Below are 19,164 nucleotides of genomic sequence, written 5' to 3'. Positions count from 1 at the left end.
TCGAATATTCGCAAATTTAGAATTTGCACGACTGCAAAATTTATGCTTGCCAATATAAGCAATAATGCTTACCGTTTGCATATCGACTGATTTGCACACGGGAGTTTGGCATGAGCATGCAACTTGAAACGGTCACGGCAGGCGAGATTGCGGATCTGCTTGGCTGGTCGCGGGCGCACTTCCTGCGCAAGCGTAGTGAGATCGGCTTCCCCGCGGCGCTGCCCGCACAGCGCAATCTTCGCTGGGCGCGCCGCGCGGTCGAGAACTGGTTTGAAGCCTGGTCGGTCGCCAAAACGCGGGAAGCCGCGAGCGAGCTTCGCGCCAATCTCGTTGACCGCGATCGCAAGATCCTCATGGCGCGCTACAGCGCCAATCAGAATGAGGTGGCGGCATGACTACATCGCTCCTGGACAAGCCGGCCGTCGCCCGTCCGGCAAGCGCACTCACCATCACCCAGCGTGAAGCGCTTCTCGCGATTGACCGCTATCGTCATCACCGCAAGCGGGCAGACGGCAGCTGGTATATCGGCCCGAATTTCTACGGCCTAAAAACCATTCGTGCGCTTGAGCGCCCGGGCCTTGTCCGCCGTGAGAAACATCCACGTGGATCGCGCCTGGTTCTCACCATGGCCGGTCGGCTGGCAAAGGATAAGCTGGAGGCACGCAATGCGTAACAACACGCTCACGCGCCTGCGTGAACTCTACGAGGAAGCGGGAAACCTCATGGCGGATCTTGTTGAGGATACCGGCGAGAAGCTTCCGGACTGGCAACACCTGCCAGATATGAAGCTTGAGCGTGAATATGCGCTTATGGCTTTCCGCGATTTCCTCGCATCTGCCCAGGCGGGCAGGGCGGAAGCTGCGACAGGCATTGCCGTGTGGCCGCAGTTTCCCAGGAAAGAAATCCCCTCCGAAAGGATGGCGTCATGATGGTGCAGATCATTTGTTTCGCGTTCTTCTGCACTGTGCTGCCTGGCGTCATTTGGACTGTCGTCATCCTTTTGCGTGATGATCCGGGCTAACCCCCTGACGCTCGGATCGGGTGCGCCGGGCCGCCGTCTTCATCCCCCCCTGAAACCGGACGGCGGCCCACCTTAGAAAAACAAAAGACCAAGCGGGAAAACCCGCCAACTCAAAGCCGGCGGCAAAGGCCATTGCCGCTGGCTATTTCTTTTCGTGAAGTTTGAGAGGTGAAGAAGATGACAGGCGAAGCGCCAATAGAAGACAGATATCATGCAAGCATGAACGAGCTCGCCAGACGAGTTGATGAATGGTTCAACGGCCCACGATTGCCCGGCGTCAAACGGGGCGTCGGCTTTGTCCTGCTGGTTGCCGAGTTTGGAAAGATCGATGGCGGCCGCGTCAACTATATCAGCAATGGCAGCCGGGAAGACATGGTCGCCATGCTGCGGGAATATCTCGCGCGACTTGAGGGTCGTGCTGCGGATGGCCCGGAAACACGACAATAGGAGGCTGGAACCAATGCCGCTCACCGAAGAACAACGCCGCGAACTTATCCGCGCCACTGATCGCGCCCGTCACTATCTGCGAGCTGGGGACCACATCACCTTCACATCATGTCCCGGCACCAAACGATGGGGCATCTTCACCGGCTTCGACGGTGAATGCATTTGCACCAAAACCCGCGACGATGTTTCAGCTCGCAGCATCACCAAAGTGAACGGCATTGCTGTGGATTTCACCGACGCCGGCGTCTGCGATATGTGCGCGCACGACGGCATGGGCAGCTTCAATGGCTTGCACCTGCATCGGCGCGACAGCCCCTGCAACGGGCTTGGCTGCCCTTATCTGCCTCGGCATCTGGCCGATATCGAAGGGCCTTTCTGAACACAAAGGATCAACAGTCATGAGTAAACAGGATCCCAAAATCAAATACGTCACCTGGCGCAATGGCCGCCCACGTTTCATACCATCGCCATCACTGCGCGAGCGCGGCCTGCAAGGCTTTGATCTTATAAGCGAAGTTAGCGGCACCTGGATGACGGCCGGTGAAGCACTGGATTGGTCGCGCACGTTCGAAGACCAACTGGTGATCATAAAGAAGAACCCAAAGATCAAGCCCAAACAGAAACCGGCTTCACTGCCGGAAAAGCTAAGTTTTTACACGGTGGAAAGCCTTCTGCGGGATTACGCGACCTCTCAGGATTTTCGTGATCGCGCATCAAAAACACAAATGGACTACCTTCAGAAGATCCGTTCGATCGAGATGTATGCTAAGGAAGTCTGGAAATCAGAAGCAGAAGCGGTGACGAAACCGATCTGCAAAGGAATTTATGATGATTTGCGTCAGGCGAAAGGGCTGCATGTCGCGAATGGTGCCATGCGCATACTTGGCATTGCCTATTCCTGGGCAATGGATCGCGGAAAGCTCCCGGCGATAACAGTTAATCCTGCACACAAGCTGAAAATGAAATCGCCTGACCCGCGCGTGCGCGCTGGAACGAAGGAAGAAATCGCACATTTTGTCAAAGTTGCTGATGAGCTTGGCCGTTATGAGATTGGTGACATGATTATACTGGCTGTCTGGTCTGGTCAGCGACAAGGAGACAGGCTGGATCTCCAGTTTTCCAGTCGCCAGAATGGCCGCTTGCGGTTGAGACAGTCGAAAACCCGCGCACGGGTCGACATGCCAGAAGCGGAAGAACTAAAGCAACGATTGGAAAACGCAGCGAAACGACGTGCTGAAGCTGAGGTAATTTCACCATATGTGATCCTTGATGAGCGCGTCTGGGAACCGTTCAAGCCGGATCATTACCGCAAGCAATACAATCGTGTTCGTCGCTTTGCCGCCAAAACAATGCCATCGCTCGCAACACTTCGCGATCAGGATTTGCGAGACACTGCCGTAACATGGCTGGCGCTGGCGGGCTGCGAGCTGCAAGAGATTTGCGCAATCACGGGCCACAGCCTTGATGGCGCTGCTCAGATCTTCAAGCACTACATGGCAATACATCCTGATATGGCCGACAGCGCAATTGATAAGCTGGAAACCTGGTACAAGGGGAAATGAGGAAATGAAGCAAGATCATGAAATGCGCGAAGCGTTGTCGGATTGCGAGGCTTGCGGCAAGCTAATCTTCGAAGGCGATCCGCAATGCAGCACATCGGATGGCATCACGCTTTGCGAAGACTGCGCCCCAATGTTGAGCGAGGTGCTTGATCAGGCAAGAGAGATCGAACGAGAACACGACGAGGACCGGTTGGCTGACTGGAATTTTGACACATTCGATGAGCTGCGTGAGTGGATCAATGAAAGTGCTTACAAGATTGCGCATGCCGGTGATCGGAAGGTGCTTGATGGCTAATGGCCAGAGACTTTCACCATCAATGAGAATGGCGATCTTGAACCTCGCTAATGGCCGCGACATTGGTCATGGCATTAAGGGCCGCTCACAATACGGCGGCTTTTCGAATACTATCGTCGCTCTACGGCGGCGCGGATTGATCAATAGTGTTGGGCTCACGCAAGCCGGAAAAGCCGAAGCACGGAAACTTATGGATAAGAACGAATGAAAAACACCGTGAGATATCGTGAGACATTTATTCGTCTAAAGGTCTCATATTTAGTCTCACAAAAGTCTCACGAAAACTGTAAATATCTGATTTAATTAAATAAAATGGTGAGCGCGCAGGGGTTCGAACCCTGGACCTACTGATTAAAAGTCAGTTGCTCTACCGGCTGAGCTACGCGCTCCCAAGCCTCAACGTTGAAAACGTTCGGCTGAAAGTGCGCGGAACATAGGCAGGCTCTTGCGCAAGGTCAACCCGAAATATCAGCTCGGAGGTGAAGTTTCCGTGGTTTTTGGCTGGCGTGATGGTGATTGGCAAATTGCGGGTCTTTGCTCTATGACGAAATTGGTGCTGGCAGGCCATTTTCTCAAGGGTCCAACTGGTGCCTTATTGACTTTGTAGCCGGTGCGACAGCGCATTTGTACCCGCTGGTCGGGCGTCAAGCATGTGGCTACCGACAGTACTGAGAGCAGAAGAGGTGAATGCGCATTGTCGATGATAGAGATTTCCCTGCTGAGCGCGCTTGTCGCCGGTGCGCTGTCATTCCTCTCGCCTTGTGTCCTCCCCCTTGTTCCGCCCTACCTTTGCTTTATGGCCGGAATCTCAGTCGAGCAGCTGAAGGGCGCGAATGACGAGACGCGCGCAAACCGCATGGCCGTCTTGCTCCCCGCCTTTTTCTTCACACTCGGATTTGCGACGGTGTTTGTCGCGCTTGGCGTCGGGGCCTCTTCCATCGGTCAGTTGCTGCGCCAGTCGATGGATGTTCTGTCCAAGGTTGGCGGCGTGATCATCATCGTGATGGGCTTGCATTTTCTCGGCGTGGTGAAGATACCGATCCTCGCGCGTGAAGCGCGGTTTCACGGCGCTGGCCGTCCCGCCAGCCTGACCGGTGCCTATGTGATGGGGCTTGCCTTTGCCTTTGGCTGGACGCCCTGTATCGGCCCGGTGCTGGGCGCCATCCTCGCTGTGGCCGCCTCCAAGAACACGCTTTGGGATGGTGCGCTGCTTCTGTCGATCTATTCGCTCGGACTGGCGGTGCCATTCTGGATTGCGGCCTTCTTTTCCGGCGCCTTCATGCGTTTCCTTGTCCGTTTTCGACGTCATATCGGTGCTGTCGAGAAGGTAATGGGGGCGTTTTTGATCCTGACAGGGCTTGCCTTCCTGTTCGGTTTCGTCGCCGATATTGCCATCTGGTTCCAGTCTACCTTTCCGATTCTCTCAACGATCGGCTGAGACTGTTGCCGGTCGGCGCGGCAGCGAGAGAGCGGGCATTTGGCGAGCATATTCGGACTTCTTTTTCCCTTTTTCGGGCTGATAGCGGTGGGCTATGCGGCCGCGAAGATCTTTCGTCAGCCTGAGGCGGGGCTTGCATGGCTGAATATCTTCATCATTTATGCCGCATTGCCGGCACTTTTTTTCAAGCTCGTCTCGCGCACGCCCTTTGAAGAACTGACGCGGATTGATTTCATCTCGGTCGACCTGGCTGCGACCTATTGTGTCTTTGTGCTGATCTTCATCGTCGGGCGGTTCGTCCTCAGGAATGGCCTGAAGGAAAGCACGATACAGGCCTTTGCCGCGTCCTATGGCAATATCGGTTATATGGGCCCCGGCATTGCCATTCTGGCGTTGGGCGAAGCAGCGGCCGTGCCGGTGGCGTTGATCATCTGTTTTGAAAACGCGCTTCACTTCATGGTCGCCCCATCGATGATGGCGCTTTTCGGTGATCGCGTCGCCCATCCGGCGCGACTGGTGCGGCTGATCCTCGGCAAGGCTCTGCTGCATCCATTTGTCATTTCGACGGCGCTTGGCTTTGCCGTGGCTGCGGCCGGGATCGCGCCGCCCGAAGCGTTCAGCCGGCTTATCGATTATCTTGCCCAGGCGGCTGCCCCATGCGCATTGTTTGCCATGGGGGTCACACTTGCATTGCGGCCGCTGAAGCGGGTTCCTTTTGAAATCAGCTATATCGTGCCGACGAAACTCATCCTGCATCCGATCATCGTTCTTGCCGCGATGCTGCTGCATGGCGGTTTCGAGCCGATATGGGTCGAAGCAGCGATCGTTATGGCTGCATTGCCGACGGCCACAAACGTCTTTGTCATCGCCCAGCAATATGGCATCTGGTATGAGCGCGCCTCGGCAACGATCCTGATCACCACGATCGCCTCCGCAGCAACGCTGTCGCTGCTGCTGATCCTGCTGTCTTCAGACTGGTTGCCGCTTTAGCGCGGCAGAAGTGCCTTGAAGCCGCGTAGCGGTTCAACGCCTTCACGCATGGCGAACTGGCGCAGAGGCGGAAAGGCGCCGAGAAGTTTCAGGCCTGCCGCGCGCAGCATCTGCACCGGCAGGAACCCCGCCAGCAGCGAGCGGTTGAGAATATCGACGCTGACCGTGCGGCTCCAGACATCCCCCTTGCGTTTCAGATCAAACCTGTCACCGGCGTGGCTGCCGATCGGCTTTGCCGTCACGCCATCCAGCAGCCGTGTGAGCGAGAGGATATCGCGCAGGCTGAGGTTGAGGCCCTGCGCTCCGATGGGGGGGAAGGCGTGAGCGGCCTCTCCGATAATGGCGATCCGGCCCTTGCCGAAGCGGTTGGCAACCATGGAGGAAAGCGGCCATTTCTGCGGCGCGCCCTCAACCGTGACTGTACCCAGTAGTGAGGCCATGCGCGTTTCTATCAGCTGTGCGAGCTCTTCTGATGTCTTTTCAAGCAGCACATCCGCTTCTGCGGCGCTGACGACCCAGACAAGGCTGGAACGATCGCCCGGTAGCGGCACCTGTGTGAAGGGGCCGGTCGGCGTATGAAATTCGGTCGAGATATTGCGATGCGGCAGGGTATGGGTGAAGTTGAGAACGATAGCCGTTTGCGGATAGGCCCAGTTCTTCGTTTCGATTCCAGCGGCGGCGCGAACCTTGGAATTGCGCCCATCGGCACCGACAATCATATCCGCCGAAATGCTGTCGTCGCCTTCAAGCATCAGTGTCACGGCGTCGTCGCCGGGCAGGACTTCGCTGACAACGGTCTCAAACCAGGCGATGTTGGCCTCGCTGGCCACCGCATCGGCAAGCGCGGCATTGAGAATGCCGTTGGGGACGTTGTAACCGAAAGCGGGCAGATCGATTTCGGCGGCCCGGAAGCTGACGGTCGGTGCGCGAATCAGCCGTTTGGTTCCGTCGATGATGCGCATTGTTGAAAGCGCTGCCGTTGCGGGTTCGAGATTTTCCCACAATCCCAGACGATCGAGAAAACGAATCGAATGATCCATCAATGCAGTCGTGCGCTGATCCTTGCGATTGGGGGCGGGGCCGATCAGAGCAACCTTGCGGGACGCGCGCGAGAGCGCAAGGGCTGCGATCAGGCCCGCAGGGCCGCCGCCGACAATGGCGATTTCGTAGTCAGACATGGATTTACCTCCGGCCTCGCATTCGATTTGGCTGGAATATAGTGTGCCATGTGAGATTGCGCGCCAGAAAATTTGGGAAAGTCAGGATTTTTCCCGCCACGCATGCGATTAAAGTGCATGCTTCGCAGGGTACGAACTGGTATTGATGCGTTTTTCAAGAGGTAGCGAAGGTCGAAGTCATGGGCATGCTGAAAGAACGGAAGGTACCTTATGCGAAGATTCGCGCCTTTTCCGTTCACATATTGACGGCCTCAGGCTCCTATCTTGCCTTTCTCGGCGTTGTCGCCGCAGCCGAAGGGCGCTTTGTGACCATGTTCTGGTGGCTGGGGCTTGCTCTTTTCGTCGATGGTGTTGATGGGCCGATCGCCCGCCGTCTTCGCGTGAGCGAGGTATTGCCCAACTGGTCGGGCGTCATGCTCGACAATATTATCGATTACGTAACCTATGTATTGCTGCCGGCCTTCGCGCTTTATCAGAGCCACATGATCGGCGAACCCATGTCCTTCGTGGCTGCTGCGCTGATTGTCGTTTCCAGTGCCATCTATTATGCCGATAGCGGTATGAAGACGGCGGAGAATTTTTTCTCAGGCTTTCCCGTTGTCTGGAACATGGTCGTCTTTGCGCTGTTCGTGATCAATCCTCCGGCAAGCGTAGCCATGGCCATTGTCGTTGTCTCGGTCGTGTTGACCTTCCTGCCGATCAACTTCCTGCATCCCGTGCGGGTCAAGCGGTTGCGTCCACTGAACCTCACCGTTTTCACGCTCTGGTCACTGACGGGAGCCTATGCGCTGATCAATGCATTTCAGCAGCCATTCTGGATGGATGTAATCTTCATTGCGGCCGGCATTTATCTCTATGTCATCGGTGCTGTGTTGCAGCTCTTTCCCGGCATCGATGCCAAGGCTCTGGAAACGTCCGCCGAACTTTAGACATATCGAATGTGATCACTGGTGTGCAATGCGCAAAGCCTGTTGCGGTTTGTGGCGAAACTGTGCCAGATTACAGCGTGGTGTGGATGGTTTGCCAATGCGTTAAGTGTGGGGCGCGGCGGCCAAAGACATGAATTCAGATTTGATTTGAGCTGTCGATAAAACCGGAGGGGCCGGGTGGCGGATATTCAACCGTCTGTCGGAAACGCGTTGCTTTCAGTGCGTGGACTGACGAAGTATTTCGGAGATTTTGCAGCCTGTTCAGGCATCGACCTGGAAATCGGGAAGGGTGAGGTTCACGCGCTTCTCGGCGAGAACGGTGCGGGTAAATCGACGCTCGTCAAAATGCTGTTCGGCGTGCTCGAACCTTCAGATGGAGAGATCATCTGGGACGGTAAGTCCGTTGAAATCGAGGCGCCCGCCCATGCCCGCAAGCTGGGGATCGGCATGGTTTTCCAGCATTTCTCGTTGTTCGAAGCGCTGACCGTCGCGGAAAATATCGCATTATCGCTCGATCCCGGCATTTCGCTTTCCAAGGTCGCTGAAGAAGCGCGGACCCTTTCCGTGCAATACGGGCTACCGCTTGATCCGCGTGCTCATGTGGCCGATCTGTCGGTGGGCGAGCGCCAGCGTATCGAGATTGTTAGGGCCTTGCTGCAAAATCCGAGCCTGATCATTCTCGATGAGCCGACATCGGTGCTGACCCCGCAGGAGGCTGACCGCTTGTTTGAGACGCTCGACAAGCTTAAGGCCGAGGGGCGCTCCGTTCTCTATATCTCGCACCGGCTGGAAGAGGTGCAGCGCATCTGTGATCGCGCCACCGTGCTGCGCCACGGCAAGGTGACGGGGGCCTGCGACCCGCGCAAGGAAACCCCGGCATCGCTGGCGCGCATGATGGTCGGCAATGATGTGGCCGAGGTTGCGCGTCCGGAAAAGATTGAGCGCGGCAAGGTACTTCTGGAGACGATACTGCTTTCTGTTCCAGCCCGCACGCCTTTCGCAACGGCATTGAAGGATATTGATCTGACCGTCCGGGAGGGCGAAATTCTCGCCATTGCCGGGGTCGCAGGCAATGGTCAGTCAGAGCTTTTTGATGCGCTTTCCGGCGAGTTTCCGGTGTCGCGCGCCGATGCGGTGAAGATCGCGGGTACAGCTGTCGGCACCCGCAATATCACCGCGCGGCGCAAGCTCGGCGCCGGTTTTGTGCCGGAGGAACGCCACGGACATGCAGCGGTGACGGGGATGTCGCTGTCGGAAAACCTGATTCTTGCCCGCAATCTTTCCGAGGCGAGCGTGTTTCTTTCTGGTGGCATTCTGAAAATCATCCGCAAGGCAACGGCCAGGGCCCGGACGCGGGAAATTTCCGAGGTCATGGATGTGCGCAAAAGCGGCGACAATCCCCAGGCGGGGTCGCTGTCCGGCGGCAATCTGCAGAAATTCATCGTCGGCCGCGAGCTTGACCGGCAGCCCAAGGTCATCATCGTCAACCAACCCACATGGGGTGTTGATGCGGGGGCTGCCGCCCATATCCGTCAGGCGCTGGTCGATCTGGCCAAATCCGGTTCGGCGGTCCTGATTATCTCGCAGGATCTCGATGAGATTTTCGAAATAGCCTCGACGATTGCGGTGATTTCCGAGGGCGAGCTTTCCGAGTGTTTTCCGGCCGAGACCATGACGCGCGAGAAGATCGGCCTGTTGATGGGCGGTTTCCACGGCGAGACCACGGAGGCTGCGCATGCGCATTGAACTGGAAAAGCGGACGGACCGGTCGCGTCTGTTCGGCATACTGTCGCCGTTGATTGCTTTTGCCCTGACCGTGATTTTCGGGGCCATCCTGTTTGCAGCACTCGGCAAGGATCCGCTTTCGGCCCTCTACCACTTCTTTATCGAGCCGCTTTTTGACATCTGGTCGCTACATGAGTTGATGATCAAGGCGGCGCCGCTGATCATGATCGCGGTCGGCCTGTCGGTCTGTTACCGTTCCAATATCTGGAATATCGGTGCTGAAGGCCAGTTTATTGCCGGTGCGATTGTCGGTTCGGTCGTGCCGATCTATTTCTACACCTGGTCGTCGCCGCTGCTTCTGCCGATCATGCTGCTCATGGGGATTGCCGGCGGCATGCTCTATGCGGCGATCCCGGCGCTTTTGAAGAATTATTTCAACACCAACGAGATCCTGACATCGCTGATGCTGGTCTATGTGGCTCAGCTGTTTCTGGACTGGCTCGTCCGCGGCGCCTGGCGCAATCCGGAGGGGTATAATTTCCCGCAATCGCGTCAGTTCGTTGATGCTGCGATCCTGCCGGAAATGTTTTCCTCCGGCCGGGCCCATTATGGGTTCGCGCTCGCTATTCTCGCCGCCATCGCGGTCTGGTTCATGATGCGCTACACGTTGAAAGGCTTTGAAGTCAGCGTCATGGGGCAGTCGGAGCGGGCCGGGCGCTTTGCCGGCTTTTCTTCCCGCCGCATGGTCTGGTTTGCCTTTCTGGTGTCGGGCGGTCTCGCCGGTCTTGCCGGGATCTGCGAAGTGTCCGGCGCGATCGGCTATCTGCAGCCGACCATTTCACCCGGCTACGGCTTTACCGCGATCATCGTTGCCTTTCTCGGGCGGTTGAACCCCCTTGGTGCCATCGTTTCCGGCCTGGTTCTGGCGCTGACCTATATTGGCGGCGAAGGGGTGCAGTTCACCATTGGCGTTTCCGAAAAGGTCACCCGGGTTTTCCAGGGCATGCTGCTGTTCTTCGTGCTGTCCTGCGATACGCTGATCCTTTATCGCGTGCGCATCGTCTTTTCCCGCCATCATCGCAAGGAGGTGCGCTCATGATTATTGAAGCCATCCTTCTGACCGTCATTACCGCATCGACGCCTCTGGTGCTGGCCGCGCTTGGCGAGCTGGTGACAGAGCGGGCCGGCGTTCTCAATCTTGGCGTTGAGGGCATGATGGTGATGGGGGCGGTTGGCGCTTTCGTCGCCGCGCATTTCACCGGGTCGCCCTGGGTCGGCATGATTGCCGGACTTCTGACCGGCATGATCTTCTCGCTGCTTTTCGCCTTCCTGACGCTGACACTCGTTGCCAATCAGGTGGCCACCGGTCTGGCGCTGACCATCCTCGGGCAAGGCCTGTCGGCCATGATCGGCGAGGATTTTGTCGGCAAGGCAGGCGTCAAGATGCCATCGATCCATATCCCCGTTCTGGCCGATATTCCCTTCATCGGCCCGCTGCTGTTCGATCAGGATATCTTCTTCTATCTGACCTTCGCGCTGGTCGCCGGTACTGGCTGGTTTCTGTTTCGCACCCGGCCGGGCCTGGTGCTGCGCTCGGTCGGCGACAATCACGCCTCGGCCCATGCGCTGGGCATCAATGTGATCGGCATTCGCTATCTCGCCGTCATGTTCGGCGGTGCTCTGGCGGGACTTGCCGGGGCGCAGTTGTCACTCGTCTACACGCCGCAATGGGTGGAAAACATGGCGGCCGGGCGTGGCTGGATCGCGCTGGCGCTGGTGGTATTTGCCTCCTGGCGGCCCTGGGGCGTTCTTCTTGGCGGTTATCTGTTCGGTGCGGTCACCATCGGGCAGCTTCACGCGCAGGCCTTTGGTATTGCGATACCCTCGCAATTTCTCTCGGCGCTGCCCTATGTCGTGACCATTCTCGTGCTGGTCATCATCTCCCAGAATCGGAGAATGACCCTCATCAACACGCCGGCGGCGCTGGGCAAACCATTTGTCCCTGACCGCTGATGTGATCAACCAAGAACTTCGCATTCATTGCAAAGAGGTGAACAATGAAGACGCTCGCTATTGCCCTTGCCGCTTCGGCGGCCGTAATTGCTGGTTTTGGCGCCAGCCAGGCTTCCGCTGCCGACAGTGATTTCAAGGCCTGCTTCGTCTATCTCGGGACCGCTACAGATGGTGGCTGGACCGAAGGTCATGACAAGGCCCGCCAGCAGCTGGCTGAAGCCCTGAATATCGAAACGCCCTATATCGAAGAAGTTCCGGAAGGTCCGGACGCCGAGCGCGCAATCGAGCGCATGGCCCGTTCCGGCTGCAACATCGTGTTCACGACGTCTTTCGGCTATATGGAACCGACGCTGAAGGTTGCCGCCAAGTATCCCGACGTGAAGTTCGAACACGCCACCGGCTACAAGACCGCCCCGAATGTCGGTACCTATAATTCGCGCTTTTATGAAGGCCGCTATATCTCCGGCGTGATTGCTGCCAAGATGTCCAAATCTGGCATCGGCGGCTATATCGGCTCCTTCCCGATCCCGGAAGTCGTCATGGGTATTGATGCCTTTGAACTCGGTGCACAGTCGGTCAATCCCGATTTCAAGACCAAGGTCGTCTGGGCCAATACCTGGTTTGACCCCGGCCGCGAAGCTGATGCCGCCAAGGCGCTGATTGACCAAGGCGTTGATGTTCTGGCACAGCACACCGATACGACCGCTCCGATGCAGGTTGCAGAAGAACGCGGCATCAAGGCCTTCGGCCAGGCCTCGGACATGATTGAGGCCGGTCCCGATGCCCAGCTGACCGCGATCGTCGATACCTGGGGTCCGTATTACATTGAACGGGTCAAGGCTGTGATGGACGGCACCTGGGAGCCGGTTCAGAACTGGTATGGCCTCAAGGAAGGCATCCTGACCATGGCGCCCTACACCAACATGCCTGACGATGTGAAAGCGCTGGCAGAGGAAACCGAAGCCAAGATCAAGTCCGGCGAGCTGAAGCCGTTCACCGGCCCGATCAATCTGCAGGACGGCTCGCCGTGGCTTGCAGCTGGCGAAGAGGCCGATGACGGCACGCTTCTGGGGCTGAATGTTCTGGTTGAAGGCGTCGAAGGTTCGCTGCCATCTGCCCAGTGAACGAAAACTGTTCCTATAGAGAGGCGCCTTCGGGCGCCTCAGACTGCTGACAAAGTCGTTCAGATTGGCTGTTCCGGGGTCGAATCCGCCTCTCAGTCGTCATCCCCATGCTTGTCACGGGGATCCAGCTTCACAAAATATTGAATAGAATAGTTTTTTCGCCGCACAGACGCGCGTCGGCTGGATGCCTGTGGACCAAGCACAGGCATGACGACAGAAAAAAGGCGGGGTTTGCCAGCAGCGTGAGGCGCCTTCGGGCGCCTCTTTTCATTTCTGAATATGTGTTGCTAAGTAACTGATTTTAATTATAATTATGACTCAACAACGAATGTTCCCGATTCCTCGCCAGCGTTTCACTGGTATTCGTGACGCATCTTCACATTTTTTGAATAGGTCGCAGCGCATATTGGGCTAAAAGCAGGTCCGTTGAAATATCGGAGGCCCCATGTCCCGCACCAGTCTCGCCATTGTCCTCGCCGCAGGCGACGGAACCCGGATGAAATCCGCCAAAACCAAGATGCTGCATGAAATCGCAGGCCGGCCAATGGCCGCGCATGCGGTTGCCAGTGTCGCAGGTGCCGGCGTTGACGATATCGCCCTGGTGGTCGGACGTGATGGCGCGATGGTGGAGGCGGCCTGCCGGTTGCCGGGCGTGGCGCTTGAAACCTTCGAGCAGACGGAGCGGCTGGGGACGGCGCATGCCGTTCTTTCGGCGCGTGCGGCGATTGCCCGCGGCTATGATGACCTGCTGGTCACCTATGGCGATACGCCGCTGATCACGACAGCGACGCTCGCTGCCGCGCGTGAAAAGCTGGCCGAGGGCAATGATGTGGTGGTGATTGGTTTTGAGACGGATCGTCCGACCGGTTACGGCCGGCTTCTGACCCGTGACGGTGCGCTTTACGCCATCCGCGAGGAAAAGGATGCCAGCGATGCCGAGCGCGAGGTGACGAGCTGCAACAGCGGGCTGATGGCGATCAATGGCCGCCGGGCACTGGCGCTTCTGGATGCGATCGGCAACGACAATGCCAAGGGCGAATTCTATCTGACCGACATCGTGGAAGTGATGCTGGCCGAAGGCGGCCGCGCCACCGTTGTCATGGCTGATGTCGACGAGGTGGCAGGCTGTAACAACCGGGCCGAACTTGCGGTGCTGGAGCGGCTCTGGCAGCAGCGCCGTCGCGAAGAGCTGATGCTTTCCGGCGTGACGATGATCGCACCGGAAACGGTGTTTCTAGCCTATGACACGGAGATTGGCGCGGACACGGTGATTGAACCCAATGTCGTTTTCGGGCCGGGAGCGAAGATTGCCGGAGATGTTGTCATCCATGCGTTCAGCCATATCGAAGGCGCGACGGTTGCCGCGGCAAGTGCCATCGGGCCCTTTGCACGGCTGCGTCCGGGCGCCGTGACGGGTGAGAAGTCCAAGGTCGGCAATTTCTGTGAAGTGAAGAATGCAACGCTCGGTGTCGGCGCCAAGGTCAATCACCTGAGCTATATCGGTGACGCGGATATCGGCGCAGATGTGAATATCGGCGCTGGCACGATCACCTGCAATTATGATGGCGTCAATAAATGGCGCACGGTCATCGGCGAGGGCGCTTTCATAGGATCGAATACCGCGCTTGTGGCCCCGGTCTCTGTCGGTGCGAAAAGCTATGTCGGCTCCGGCAGTGTGATCACCGAAGATGTGCCGGAAAATGCACTTGCCTTCGGTCGCGCGCGCCAGACGGTGAAGGACGGCCGTGCAGAAGTGATCCGCGCACGCACCCGCGCGTTGAAGGCTGAACGGACGAAGAACAAGGGCTGAAGGAGCGATCATATGTGCGGTATCGTTGGAATTGTCGGCTCGGAAAATGTCACGGAGCGGCTGGTCGATGCTCTGAAGCGGTTGGAATATCGCGGCTATGATTCGGCTGGTGTTGCGGTGATCGAAAATGGCGGGATCAGCCGCCGCCGCGCGCCCGGCAAGCTTGATAATCTGCGTGATGTGTTGCGCGAGAGCCCGGTTGACGGGCTGACCGGCATTGCCCATACCCGCTGGGCGACCCATGGCGTGCCGAATGAAGCCAATGCCCATCCGCATATCGCCGGACGGGTCGCCATCGTCCACAACGGAATCATCGAGAATTTCGCCGAGCTGAAGGCAGAGCTTCAGGCGTCCGGCGTCACCTTTGAAAGTGAAACCGACACCGAGATCGTCGCTCAGCTGGTTCGGCAGAACCTTGAGGCCGGCATGGCTCCGCCTGATGCGGTTCTTGCCATGCTGAAGCGGGTGACCGGGGCGTTTGCGCTGGTGATTCTGTTCTCTGAGGAGCCGGAACGGCTTTATGCCGCACGTTTCGGGCCGCCGCTTGCCGTCGGCTACGGTCATGGCGAAATGTATGTGGGATCGGATGCGATCGCGTTGGCGCCCTTCGCTGAGGGCATTTCCTATCTGGAAGACGGCGATCTGGCGATTGTCGACCGCGATGACATTACCTTCGTCACCTTCGATGGCCAGACCGTCCATCGGCCACGCCAGCCGCTGCAACTCGCCGCCATGCTGGTCGACAAGGGCAATCACCGGCATTTCATGGAGAAGGAGATCTTCGACCAGCCGGATGTGATTTCCCATACGCTGGGTCACTATTGCGATTTCGCCCATGGCACGGTCGCCATGAGCGATACGGGCATCGACTTTTCGAATGTCTCGGGCCTTGCCATCGCCGCCTGCGGAACGGCTTATCTCTCCGGCCTGATCGGCAAATACTGGATCGAGCGCTATGCACGCCTGCCGGTCGAGATCGATGTTGCGTCAGAATTCCGCTACCGCGAATTGCCGCTTCGCCCTGATCAGGTGGCGCTGTTCATCTCGCAGTCGGGCGAAACCGCCGACACGCTGGCTTCGCTGCGCTATTGCAAGGGCGAGGGGCTGAAGACCGGCGCACTGGTCAATGTCACCGGGTCAACGATCGCGCGCGAATCCGATGCTGTCTTCCCGATCCTGGCGGGTCCGGAAATCTGTGTGGCATCAACCAAGGCCTTCACATGCCAGCTGGCGCTGATGGCGACGCTGGCGCTCAGGGCCGGGCGTGAACGTGGCACGCTGAGCGAGACAGACGAAAAGCGTCTCGTGCAGGAATTGTCGGAAATGCCGCGGCTGATGAACCGCGTTCTGCACCAGATCCAGCCGCAGATGGAGCGTCTGGCGCGGGATCTGTCGCGCTTCCGTCATGTGCTTTATCTCGGGCGAGGCACGTCCTATCCGCTGGCGCTTGAAGGCGCGCTGAAGCTGAAGGAGATCACCTATATCCACGCCGAGGGCTATGCCGCTGGCGAGCTGAAGCATGGGCCGATTGCACTGATCGATGAAAACATGCCGGTGATCGTGATCGCACCGCATGACCGCTTCTTTGAGAAGACCGTGTCGAACATGCAGGAGGTTGCAGCGCGCGGCGGAAAAATCATCTTCATCACCGATGAGAGCGGTGCGAAAGCCTCGACCCTGCCGACGATGGAAACCATCATCCTGCCGGATATGCCGGAATTCATCACGCCGATGGTATTTTCGCTGCCGATCCAGCTTTTGGCCTATCACACCGCCGTTTTCATGGGAACGGATGTGGATCAGCCGCGTAACCTCGCCAAATCTGTTACTGTGGAATGACAATCGTCAGAGACAGGGCAGCGTGCCTGCGGGAGGCTTGATACTGTGCCGCAGCATTGAGGGAGGATGGAGTGATGATCATACGCCGCGAGCGTGCCGAGGATGTCGACGCGATCTATCCGCTTGTCGCCAAGGCATTTTACGGCCATCCCCACAGTGATGGCAGCGAGCCGGCCATCATCAAGCGGCTGCGCAAGGCAGGTGCGCTCTCTCTGGCGCTGGTGGCTGAGGAATATGATATGCCGGTCGGCCACGTCGCCTTTTCGCCGGTCGGCTTTGCGGACAGAACGGAAGGCTGGTACGGCGTCGGCCCGCTTGCCGTCCATCCCGACTATCAAGGCAAGGGTATCGGAACGGCGCTGATGCTTGGTGGGCTGGAGTTGTTGCGCGACACGGGTGCCAATGGCGCGATCCTTGTCGGTGATCCGGGCTTCTATCAGCGTTTCGGCTTTCGCGCCGAACCGCAGATCACCCATATGGGCGTTCCGGCGGAAAACCTGCTGGCGCTTCCCTTTGAGGGCGAGCTCCCCAAAGGCGAGGTTGCCTTTCACAAGGCGTTTTTTGGCGAAATCTAGATGGCTCTGACATTTCAGCGCGAGGCGGAAAGGCCTTGGAGCATCGGGCGGTTAAGATCGGTTGCCCTGGCTCAACAGGTTTGAGTGTCCAAATGGACGCATGGTGCTTTAATGTCTCGACCTGCTATCGGCGCTGTGTTCGAGGCCAGCCAGCTCCTGCGACCTTTCGACAATCTGCTGATAGGCGTGGTCTACGGCCCGTGCTGCAAGGTCGCTGGTCTCAGCGAGGCGATTGTAGGAGATCGGAGAAAATGTTTCCGGTTTCAGGGAATTGAAAACCGAATAGGCTTCATTGAATGAATGCCCGCCACTATAGGTAAGCCAAGCGGCCGTCGCAAGCCGCGCCTCGTCGACGGGGAAGGTCGGATCTTTTTCCTTAAACATTCTGAAGGCAAACTCCAACAGGTTGGAAGACCCTGACATTCCCTCTGCTGTCGGCCTTTCATGCGTGAGGGCGACGGCATCGTGGGGGGACAGGCCTGTGTCTGCCGGCTGAAGAATTCTTCGATCCAACGGGCGTTGACCATAGCCGATCGGACTTTCAGGCTTTTCCTGCCGGTCCTCCTGATAGGCTAGGCGGATGCCTGTCCGTCTGAACCCGTGAACAGAAGAGGGGAAACCAATGACGGCATCTTTATTCACACCCTGATCGCCTGCTTTGCCGCGGGCCGCCTTGCCTGCTTTGTTCCCGACACCCGGTGGGTTGGCCGCCTGCTTTGACGGAAGTGTCACCGTGGAATGCCGCAGCTCCCTTTGTGGAAGGATGTCCTCTATGTATGCTTTGGTCGCCGCCTTGATTTCCTTCGTATCGACATATTTATTGGCCATAACTTTGACGGCGATATGCAAAACAAGCGGGACGGAATACTGTCCCCGATCGTCTATCATGTTTTTTAATGTCGTTGGGTTCGGCTCTCTCAGAAAGGCAGCTGCGCTGTCAATGTTGGCACGCCATGAAGGCGGATCTGCTAGCATCATGCTTGCGACGCCGAGGCACAATTCGTTTCTTTCGGGCTCGCTCAGCTCATCCAGCCGTTCATGCAGATAGGCGGCGACCCGATCGCGTGTCTTCAGTACGCCATCGCTGGGGTTGTCGACGATGTATCTGGCAAGTTCCGTGTCGAAAAGGCGCGAATAATAGCCGTCATTCCGTCGCGTCTGGAAGAAGCCCGGCTCCAGGTTCTGCACGACCCTGTCAATCTTGGGGGAAAGGCTTTGATCATTCTCGCCCAGGGTCTGCTTTGCCTGTGCGGCGAGGCTGGGAATGGCCTCACGCCCGGCAGTGCCATCGAGCCACATAGTCTTGATGGCCTGCTCTGTATCGCTTTTCTGTTGCGAATGATCTGCGCTTGTGCCCAACACGGCGGCCAGGTCTACAAGCGCTTCGCCCGGAGTCAGCATCTTGTATTGCTGAACGGACGGTGTTTCGCTGAGCGGCCGAATGCGGCTATTCACCAAGACTTCAATATCGCGTTTGCTCAGCTTGTTTTGTGCCAGCGACCGGATTTTGCCGACACCGTCGACCTGAACCTGCTTGCGATATAGCTCGGCTGTCTTCGGCGAAATACTGGCGCCGAGAAGCGCCCGAATGTTCTCGTCAGGGCATGCGCCATTCCTTGCATCTGACGCGGCCTTTTTCGCTGCGGGCCTCTGTCCCGGCCGGACACCATTAATGATCTTCTGCGGAGCCGTTTCTATGAAGTTTGTCGCGGCGAGTTTCAGGCGGACGATTTTCGAAGATATACCCATAGCCTTCCCTGACGATGCGTTCATCGCTCCTGGTTGGTCGGCCGACAGATTTATATTGATATAAGATTGTGTATATGTAGCTTTGTTCGACCGATTTTCGGCTTTTTGCACGTGAATTTACTAGAGTCTAGTGAATTTAAATTTAATATTACAAGTTAAATATCAATTTATATTGTGTTCTATGTTTGTTAAATTCGTTATGTGTCGCGGCAGTTGTGTATTTCCGCGTCAATCGCTCAACGGGGCTGACAGCTTCTTGCTGTAGCGCGTGCTTTGACTGGCGTTGACGATCGGACGCCGTGGCGCGTCGCTTTATGTCTCGGGAAACTGGCTTCCGGACCGGAGCCGGCTGAAATTCGATAAACTCATACGCAGGGCGGCCCGGCGGTTAACGACCTGTCGTGTTCCCTGTCCCTCGCCTTGGGCATCGGATTGCCGAAAAGCCGGCATCCGTGCTGGCACGCGATGC

At 57.5% G+C, this 19,164-nt stretch carries 19 protein-coding genes and 1 tRNA gene; 17 read left to right on the top strand and 3 right to left on the bottom strand.

The window, feature by feature from the left end; genetic code table 11:
• Nucleotides 1-110 precede the first annotated feature (110 nt).
• From FJU08_RS01235 to FJU08_RS01205, 7 genes are all read left to right on the top strand, one after another.
• Nucleotides 111-395: a hypothetical protein gene (locus FJU08_RS01235; RefSeq protein WP_141147155.1), complete on the top strand. Its 285-nt coding sequence runs from the start codon at nt 111-113 to the stop codon at nt 393-395.
• Nucleotides 392-673 carry a hypothetical protein gene (locus tag FJU08_RS01230; RefSeq protein ID WP_141147154.1) on the top strand — a complete coding sequence of 94 codons (282 nt, stop codon included), beginning with the start codon at nt 392-394 and terminating at the stop codon, nt 671-673. The genes FJU08_RS01235 and FJU08_RS01230 overlap by 4 nt, the downstream gene beginning before the upstream one ends.
• Nucleotides 666-929 (top strand): hypothetical protein, encoded by a 264-nt coding sequence (locus tag FJU08_RS01225; RefSeq protein WP_141147153.1) that lies wholly within the window; start codon nt 666-668, stop codon nt 927-929. Before FJU08_RS01230 ends, FJU08_RS01225 begins: the two co-directional genes overlap by 8 nt.
• A 311-nt stretch (nt 930-1,240) precedes the next feature.
• Nucleotides 1,241-1,468: a hypothetical protein gene (locus tag FJU08_RS01220; RefSeq protein WP_235890534.1), complete on the top strand. Its 228-nt coding sequence runs from the start codon at nt 1,241-1,243 to the stop codon at nt 1,466-1,468.
• Between the two features lie 13 nt (nt 1,469-1,481).
• On the top strand, nt 1,482-1,847 hold the full coding sequence (locus FJU08_RS01215) for a hypothetical protein (RefSeq protein ID WP_141147151.1): 366 nt from the start codon (nt 1,482-1,484) through the stop codon (nt 1,845-1,847).
• A 19-nt stretch (nt 1,848-1,866) separates the two neighbouring features.
• Nucleotides 1,867-3,030 (top strand): tyrosine-type recombinase/integrase, encoded by a 1,164-nt coding sequence (locus FJU08_RS01210; protein ID WP_181409707.1) that lies wholly within the window; start codon nt 1,867-1,869, stop codon nt 3,028-3,030.
• Nucleotides 3,031-3,034: 4 nt separating this feature from the next.
• A complete protein-coding gene (locus FJU08_RS01205; RefSeq protein WP_141147149.1) occupies nt 3,035-3,325 on the top strand; it encodes a hypothetical protein in 291 nt (96 codons plus the stop codon).
• A 313-nt stretch (nt 3,326-3,638) separates the two neighbouring features.
• On the opposite strand, the gene FJU08_RS01200 is transcribed toward FJU08_RS01205, so the two are convergent.
• Nucleotides 3,639-3,714: transfer RNA gene (locus tag FJU08_RS01200), tRNA-Lys, on the bottom strand.
• Between the two features lie 305 nt (nt 3,715-4,019).
• On the opposite strand from FJU08_RS01200, the gene FJU08_RS01195 reads away from it, so the two are divergent.
• Nucleotides 4,020-4,763, top strand: coding sequence for a cytochrome c biogenesis CcdA family protein (locus FJU08_RS01195; RefSeq protein WP_141147148.1), 744 nt, complete (start codon nt 4,020-4,022; stop codon nt 4,761-4,763).
• Nucleotides 4,764-4,802: 39 nt separating this feature from the next.
• Entirely contained in the window at nt 4,803-5,753 is a 951-nt protein-coding gene (locus FJU08_RS01190) for an AEC family transporter (RefSeq protein ID WP_141147147.1), read from the top strand.
• Here FJU08_RS01190 and FJU08_RS01185 read toward each other — a convergent pair.
• A complete protein-coding gene (locus FJU08_RS01185) occupies nt 5,750-6,931 on the bottom strand; it encodes a UbiH/UbiF family hydroxylase (protein ID WP_141147146.1) in 1,182 nt (393 codons plus the stop codon). The genes FJU08_RS01190 and FJU08_RS01185 overlap by 4 nt on opposite strands.
• Nucleotides 6,932-7,110: 179 nt before the next feature.
• Between FJU08_RS01185 and pcsA the strand changes: the two genes are divergently transcribed.
• The 8 genes from pcsA to FJU08_RS01145 all read left to right on the top strand — a co-directional run bounded on the left by pcsA (nt 7,111) and on the right by FJU08_RS01145 (nt 16,946).
• On the top strand, nt 7,111-7,860 hold the full coding sequence (gene pcsA / locus FJU08_RS01180) for a phosphatidylcholine synthase (protein ID WP_141147145.1): 750 nt from the start codon (nt 7,111-7,113) through the stop codon (nt 7,858-7,860).
• 177 nt (nt 7,861-8,037) lie between these two features.
• Nucleotides 8,038-9,606 carry an ABC transporter ATP-binding protein gene (locus FJU08_RS01175; protein WP_141147144.1) on the top strand — a complete coding sequence of 523 codons (1,569 nt, stop codon included), beginning with the start codon at nt 8,038-8,040 and terminating at the stop codon, nt 9,604-9,606.
• Nucleotides 9,596-10,684, top strand: a complete 1,089-nt coding sequence (locus FJU08_RS01170) for an ABC transporter permease (protein WP_141147143.1) — start codon at nt 9,596-9,598, stop codon at nt 10,682-10,684. The genes FJU08_RS01175 and FJU08_RS01170 overlap by 11 nt, the downstream gene beginning before the upstream one ends.
• Nucleotides 10,681-11,598 carry an ABC transporter permease gene (locus FJU08_RS01165; RefSeq protein ID WP_141147142.1) on the top strand — a complete coding sequence of 306 codons (918 nt, stop codon included), beginning with the start codon at nt 10,681-10,683 and terminating at the stop codon, nt 11,596-11,598. Before FJU08_RS01170 ends, FJU08_RS01165 begins: the two co-directional genes overlap by 4 nt.
• A 44-nt stretch (nt 11,599-11,642) precedes the next feature.
• Nucleotides 11,643-12,722, top strand: coding sequence for a BMP family ABC transporter substrate-binding protein (locus FJU08_RS01160; RefSeq protein WP_141147141.1), 1,080 nt, complete (start codon nt 11,643-11,645; stop codon nt 12,720-12,722).
• Between the two features lie 445 nt (nt 12,723-13,167).
• Complete coding sequence (glmU, locus tag FJU08_RS01155) at nt 13,168-14,532, top strand: bifunctional UDP-N-acetylglucosamine diphosphorylase/glucosamine-1-phosphate N-acetyltransferase GlmU (RefSeq protein WP_141147140.1); 1,365 nt, start codon at nt 13,168-13,170, stop codon at nt 14,530-14,532.
• Between the two features lie 12 nt (nt 14,533-14,544).
• The gene (glmS, locus tag FJU08_RS01150; protein WP_141147139.1) at nt 14,545-16,371 is read left to right on the top strand and encodes a glutamine--fructose-6-phosphate transaminase (isomerizing); all 1,827 of its coding nucleotides are present in this window, start codon (nt 14,545-14,547) and stop codon (nt 16,369-16,371) included.
• Nucleotides 16,372-16,445: 74 nt separating this feature from the next.
• Entirely contained in the window at nt 16,446-16,946 is a 501-nt protein-coding gene (locus tag FJU08_RS01145; protein WP_141147138.1) for a GNAT family N-acetyltransferase, read from the top strand.
• A 108-nt stretch (nt 16,947-17,054) separates the two neighbouring features.
• Here FJU08_RS01145 and FJU08_RS01140 read toward each other — a convergent pair whose 3' ends face one another.
• The gene (locus FJU08_RS01140; protein WP_141147137.1) at nt 17,055-18,695 is read right to left on the bottom strand and encodes a hypothetical protein; all 1,641 of its coding nucleotides are present in this window, start codon (nt 18,693-18,695) and stop codon (nt 17,055-17,057) included.
• Nucleotides 18,696-19,164: the final 469 nt, after the last annotated feature.

Source organism: Martelella alba, assembly GCF_006516955.1.
GTDB classification, from domain to species: Bacteria; Pseudomonadota; Alphaproteobacteria; order Rhizobiales; family Rhizobiaceae; genus Martelella; species Martelella alba.
The sequence above is the reverse complement of the archived record's forward strand: the minus strand, read 5'-3'. Positions and strand labels throughout refer to the sequence as shown.